At 65.9% G+C, this 6,081-nt stretch carries 3 protein-coding genes and 1 pseudogene; 3 read left to right on the top strand and 1 reads right to left on the bottom strand.

Translation table 11 applies throughout. From position 1 onward, the window contains the following. Positions 1 to 735: 735 nt before the first annotated feature. The gene (locus AB0I71_RS32195; RefSeq protein ID WP_357591115.1) at positions 736 to 3,333 is read left to right on the top strand and encodes a glycosyl hydrolase family 8; all 2,598 of its coding nucleotides are present in this window, start codon (positions 736 to 738) and stop codon (positions 3,331 to 3,333) included. A gap of 417 nt (positions 3,334 to 3,750) precedes the next feature. Here AB0I71_RS32195 and AB0I71_RS32190 read toward each other — a convergent pair. Then, positions 3,751 to 4,187 (bottom strand): annotated as a pseudogene (locus tag AB0I71_RS32190) (transposase family protein); the annotation flags it as partial. Between the two features lie 281 nt (positions 4,188 to 4,468). Here AB0I71_RS32190 and AB0I71_RS32185 point away from each other — a divergent pair. Beyond that, positions 4,469 to 5,242 carry a PaaX family transcriptional regulator C-terminal domain-containing protein gene (locus AB0I71_RS32185; RefSeq protein ID WP_196222662.1) on the top strand — a complete coding sequence of 258 codons (774 nt, stop codon included), beginning with the start codon at positions 4,469 to 4,471 and terminating at the stop codon, positions 5,240 to 5,242. Between the two features lie 363 nt (positions 5,243 to 5,605). Then, a partial coding sequence (locus AB0I71_RS32180; RefSeq protein ID WP_357591117.1) for a cellulose binding domain-containing protein occupies positions 5,606 to 6,081 on the top strand: 476 nt, incomplete at its 3' end.

The following is a 6,081-nucleotide window of genomic DNA, read 5'->3' as shown; positions in this document are numbered from 1 at the left end:
GCTGCCCGAGGAGACCTTCGCCGACTGATCGAAGCCGTGTCGGCCCCGATCACGGCAGCCGTCGTCTTCGTGTTCCTAGAGCCCCACGAGGACGACGACACAAGCTCCGATGCCGTCGCTTCCGGCTACCGGGTCTCTTGATGCGCCAGCCTCCCGGCGCCGCGGTTGCTGTCCCTGATCTCACTGTGCAACAGGTGCACAGTTTCATCGCCGACGCGCTGGTCGCGCGCGGACTGGCTGTGCGCCGCCAGAGGCCGTGTGAGTGTGCCGCAGCAACTGCTTGATTCTGGATGTGACACCAGACGCGGTCGCCCGAAGGGCAACGGCGGCACCGCTCGAAAGTTTCGGACTGCTTCCGCTGTCGTGTCGCGCCCAGGGGGTCTGCGTGACCCGGCGGCAACATTCAAATCCTGCAGGGGGATAGGCAGCTTGAACAGCGAGAACAGCAGCGATTCCAAGGCGCGCAGGCGGGCATAGATGGCCCCGTTGCTTCCGAAATGTTTTCCGGAAATGTTGACCTGAGTTACACCGAGGTCCAACAATCGCCCCACTGGTTCACGGCGTGTCGATGACCTCCGGCGCGACTGCTCCTCCCGGCGTGCCTCGCCGTGGATCCGTACCTCCGGTTGATTGTTGATCCACAGGGAGATCTTCGTGGCACAGCGTCCGAGTGAAGGTTCTCGCCCGTTCCTCCTCCGTGCCCTACTCGCGGCTGTACTCCTGGTGAGCGGGGCCGTGGCGATTCCGCTGACTGCCGCGCCCGCGAAGGCGGCCACCTTGTTGACCACTGTCCAGGCCGAGGCGATGACCAACGGTGGTGGCTGCACGGCTCTGCAGGACACCCGCGCCGTCTACTACTGCAACAACGACAGCACCTACACCTCGTACGCCTTCAACCAGGCCGGTCGCTACAGCATCCGGATCGTTGGCGCCTCCAGCGCCAACAACACGGCCGGGATAAACGTGCTCGTCGGTGGCGAGAGGATCGCGGCGCTCACGTTCACCGGAACCAGCTACACCACCCAGTCGGCGACCTTCGACATCGCCAACAGAGGCGCCAAGGAGATCCGGCTCAGGCTGGAGACCGACAACGGCCAGAACGACACATACGTCGACTACTTCGAGCTGTACTACGAAGGCGCGACCCCGCCACCACCGCCGGCACCCAATCCGCCGTCCACCGGCGCATTCGCCAGCGGGGTCTACCGCAACCTGTTCCAGGAGTGGGGCCCGACGATCACCAACGCCGCCATCACCGCGAAGCTCAACGCCTACTGGACCCACTTCTTCACCGGCACCGACGACACGAAACGCCTCTACTACACCGCCGGCTCCAACAGCAACGGCACCCTGGCGTACATCAAGGACACCGGCAACGACGATGTGCGCTCCGAAGGCATGAGCTACGCCATGATGATCGCGGTGCAGATGAACCGGAAGGCGGAGTTCGACGCCCTATGGAACTGGGCCAAGACCTACATGCAGCACAAGACCGGACCTCGCACGGGTTACTTCTGCTGGCAGGCCAACTTCAGCGGGTCGTGCCGGGACAACAACCCGGCCTCGGACGGCGAGGAGTACTTCGCCACCGCGCTGTTCTTCGCCGGGCACCGGTGGGGCAACGGCACGGGCATCTACCGCTACACCACCGAGGCCAACGCGATCCTCGACACCATGCTCCACAAGGAGGACATGAACGGCGGTGAAATCGAGAGCGTCACCAACATGTTCAACCGCACCGAGAAGATGATCGTGTTCGTCCCGTACGCCAGTGCCTCGACGTTCACCGACCCGTCCTACCACCTGCCCGCGTTCTACGAGTTGTGGGCCCGCTGGGCCACCGGCTGGAACGGCAACCAGGCCGCGGATCGTCAGTTCTGGCGCGACGCCGCCACCCGCAGCCGTCGGTTCTTCACCCAGGCCACCCACCCCACGACCGGACTGAACCCCGACTACGCCGAGTTCAACGGCACGCCCAACAACACCGGTAACCACGGGGACTTCCGCTTCGACGCCTGGCGCACCTCCGTAAACTGGGCGGTGGACTACTCCTGGTGGGCGGCCGACGCCAGCTCGAAGACCCTCACCGACCGGATGCAGACGTTCTTCGAGAGCCAGGGCACCAACGCCTACGTCAACCAGTACTCGCTGGCCGGCAACCCACTGTCCAACGACCGCTCGCCCGGCCTGATCGCCTCGAACGGCGCCGCGTCGCTGTCGGCCACCAACGCGCGGGCGTGGAAGTTCGTCGAGGCACTCTGGAACCTGCAACCACCCACCGGCCAGTACCGCTACTACGACGGCCTGCTGACCTTCATGGGACTGCTGCACGCCAGCGGCAACTTCCGCATCCACCAGCCCGGCGGCGGCGTCGCCGACACCCAGGCCCCGACCGCCCCGGGCAGCCTGAGTTCCCCGTCGAAGTCGTCCACCAGCGTGACGCTGTCCTGGTCCGCATCCTCCGACAACGTCGGCGTCACCGGGTACACCGCCTACCAGGGCGCAGCCACCAGCGGCGCCACAGGCTGCACCAACGTCACCACCACCACCACCTGCACGGTGACCGGATTGTCGCCGAGCACCGCGTACAGCTTCACGGTCAAAGCCCGCGACGCCGCTGGCAACACCAGCGCCGCTTCCTCAGGTGTTTCGGTGACGACCAACCCGCCGTCGACCACCGCGCCAGCGGCGCCGTCCAACCTAACCGCCACTGCGGGCACCGGGCAGATCACCCTGAGTTGGCGTGACAACTCCGAGGACGAAACCGGCTTCGTCATCGAACGCCGCACCGACACCGGGTCCTGGAGCCAAATCGCCACCACCGGTGCCGGCACGGCCAGCTACAGCGACACGTCCGTGACCGCCGGCACCCGTTACATCTACCGGGTACGCGCCCGCAACCAGGCTGGCGACTCGGCATGGTCCACCGAAGCGACCGCCGCCGCCTCCGGAACCGGTAACCGCAATGCCTACCAACAGATCGAGGCCGAGTCGTTCGACACGGGCTCCGGCGTCACCACCTCGTCGGTCGACGGCGGGACGGTCGTCGACTTCTCCGGTTCAGGTAGCTACGTCGTTCTCAACAATGTCGACTTCGGCTCCAGTGGTGCTGGCCGGGTCCAATTCCGAGTCGCCACCACCTCGCCCGGTGTGAACATCCAGGTACGCGTCGCCAGCACCTCGGCGTCTCCGGCCTGCACCGTCTACCCCGACGGCAACGGCACCTGGCACCTGAAGACCAACTCCTGCTACCCCAAGCTGACCGGCACCAGGAACATCTACATCACCACCACCGGAGCGGCCCGGATCAACCACCTCACCTTCGGCTCCTGAGCCAGCGAACGGTGCATCCCGGCACGTCCTGATCAGAAGCTGCACCCTTCGTACCGTCCCTCATCCCCAGCGTACGACCGCCATCCGGGCCGCCGTTGTCCACGACGGCCCGGATGACGGTCGTACGCTGCCCACAGCATGATTCGATCTACGCGTCGTGCCGCGCGCTGAAGTAGATGCCTGTCGGGCGGGTCGAACAGATCGACGGTGCTTGAGATCCCGTTGAGCAGCGCCCGCACCGGCCTCAGACCAGCCGGACGCGGGCCTGCTCCTCGTAGCGGGGCCATAGTCGAGCCACCTTCCGGTAGGCCTCCTCCGCCTCCTCCGTCCTCCCGTGGGCGGCCTGCAGGTCACCGAGAGCCAACCCGGCCAGCGGGTCTCGTGGGTGTGACCCGCCTCGATCGCCCGTCCGTACGCCACTACCACCTCTTCGTCGGCGTTGCGCCGCTGCAGGTTCGTCGAGTAGCGGTAGTTCTTGCTCGGTGCCGCGAGGCGGTGGGTCGCGGGTCGGGATCAGGGTGCCGTCGACGATGGCGATCTGGTCAACCCGACGCCGGCCCACCGGAGACAGGGCCAGCAGCGGGCCGAAAGTGTTCGATGACCCGATGCGCGGCGGAGTGCGACACCCCGAACAGCGGACCGATCTGCCGCATCGTCAGGTTCGTCCGCCAGTACGCGGCGACCAGCAACACCCGATCAGCCAGATCGAGCGACCACTGCCGCCCCGGCCGCCCGTCCGCGATCGCGTCACCGCCGCGTTCAATGACCAGCCTGACCAGCCTGCGGAACTGGACGGGCTGCAGTCCGGTGAACGGAAAGATCCACTCCCGGCGGGCTGCCAAGATCAACTGCACCCCGGCATGATCCACCATGGACGTGTGAGCGAGTTACGAGACGCCCCTTAGCCGCGTGAACCAAGCAGCGTACGGGCGTACCGCCGGTTGTAGTTCTCAACCCTGGCAATACAATGTCCGAATGTCTACCGATCCTGACCATCCGTCGGTGGCCGACGCCCGATCCATTCATGGCTGATCAGTCGCACGCGGACAGCTCTCCGCGCCCGTCCCGCAATTCGTCCGGCAAGGGTTCCGTCCTTTCTCGACGGTATGCCGCAGGCGCGGGTGGGGTACGGGGTTTGCTGATCACCGTTCTCGGCGACTACCTAAGACCAGCCAGACAGCCTGCCCCGACGTCGGCGTTCATCGACGTGTTGGGTCGCCTCGGTGTGGCGGAGGCGGCGTGCCGGCAGGCCCTGATCCGCGCGGCGGCGGACGGCTGGCTCGTTTCGACCAGAGAGGGTCGTTACAGCTGGTGGCAGCTCAGCCCGGCGTTCGAACAGTTCCTGGTGCTCGGTGCCAGTCGGATTTTCGGTTTCACGGCGACGCAGCCGGAGTGGGACCGTCGGTGGTTAATGGTGCTGGCCCGGGTGCCAGAGAGCAACCGGGGGGCCCGGCACCTGCTGCACAAGCGGCTTGGGTGGTCGGGCTTCGGCCGGCCGGCCCCCGGGGTCTGGGTCAGCACCCACACTGACCGGATCAAGGAAGCTGAGCTCATCTTGCAGGAGGCCGGGGCGCACGAGCAGTCCCAGATCTTCCTGGCCGAGTACCTGGGCGGGGCGGGCCTACCGACCCTGATCCGTCAGGCGTGGGATCTCGACTCCATCGAGCGCGAGTACGAGTCGTTCATAGCCGATTTCAGTCGTCAACCATCCGCCGATCCTCTAGTCCGCTTCACTCGACTCGTGCACCGTTGGCGCCGCATGCCGCTCATCGATCCGGTGCTGCCGAAGGAACTGCTGCCCGCGCGCTGGAGCGGCGCCCGCGCGGCACGCCTTTTCCACCGTCAACACGGTCGTTGGGAGTCGGCCGCAGCCCGGGAGTGGGCTCGTATCAGCCGGCAGGCCGGCTGATACGAAGCCAGTCCTTTCCGGCCTGCGGGTAGGACCCGCTTCCGAACCGTCGGTGACGAGATCCGTCCCATGTCGAACGGTCGTTCGGTGTCGCACCCGTGACGGCGTTCGCTATGCGAACATGCGTGCCTATTGCGACCGCTGTGATTTGTGGCGATACTCATCCATGAAGCCGGTCGACGCCCAAGGGTGGGGCGATTCGACGGGATCAGCGAAGGCGGCCTCGCGTCACTTGGTCCCCGCCGGGCAGGCCAGCGCATCAGGTCGATCAACGAGGTCGCGGGATAACCAGGTGCGGACTGCATTGTCGACGGAACGCGCACTTCCACTCATGTGACATTCGTGTTGACCGACGTCACGCGAATGTCCTACAGTGCAAACATCGATAGATGTCGATGGATCTCCCGTGGAGTGGTAGCCGGCCCGCTTCGAGACGCCAGCCCGCACAGGTTCGACTCGCCACGCCAACCGCCACCGAAGTCAGCAGTTGAAGGAGGGGCAATGCGCCTATCTCGTTACCGCCTGTTCGCCGCAGCCGTCATACCGGCGGCGGCCCTCGCCACTGGTATCGGCTTGGTCGCCGTCACCACATCCGCCGCAGCGGCCCCCGGGTGCCGCGTCACCTACTCCGTGAGTTCGCAGTGGCCGGGCGGATTTACTGGAAACGTGAACCTGACCAACCTGGGTGATCCGCTTACGAGTTGGACGCTGACCTGGTCGTTCAGTGGCGGCCAGCAGGTGACCCAGGCATGGGGCGCGACCGTCAGCCAGAGCGGGTCGCAGGTGACCGCCCGCAACGCAAGCTGGAACGGCAACCTCGGCACCAACGTCACCACGAA

The organism is Micromonospora sp. NPDC049891 (genome assembly GCF_040660295.1).
Classification (GTDB): Bacteria; Actinomycetota; Actinomycetes; order Mycobacteriales; family Micromonosporaceae; genus Micromonospora.
Note: the sequence above shows the minus strand (reverse complement) of the source record. Positions and strands in the feature narration are given on the sequence as shown.